The sequence below is a fragment of the Photobacterium sp. R1 genome (genome assembly GCF_054600795.1).
Window position 1 is genome coordinate 1 of the sequence record NZ_BAAHZP010001061.1, and the last position, 231, is coordinate 231.

Below are 231 nucleotides of genomic sequence, written 5' to 3' on the forward strand. Positions count from 1 at the left end.
GGGCTGGGTCGAACTTAGCATGCTGAAGTACGCTTATGCCCAGCGCCCGGTACGGATGAAGTCTGAAGTTGAAAACTGGCTCTCGACCAACCCGGATCATCCGGCCAGTACTTATCTGCCCGACGAGTTGCAGGCCATCATGAGTCTGGAAGTCATTTAGCTGGAAAAAGTGGCGCTGCTGCTGCCGCTCTCTGGTAAATTTGAAAGCAAGGGGAAAGCCGAACGCGACGG

General features: G+C 55.0%; 1 protein-coding gene. It reads left to right on the forward strand.

All coding sequences use genetic code 11. The features are described from left to right. On the forward strand, positions 1–160 hold a 160-nt coding region (locus tag ACYP03_RS28315; RefSeq protein WP_459782979.1), incomplete at its 5' end, for a penicillin-binding protein activator. Between the last annotated feature and the right edge of the window lie 71 nt (positions 161–231).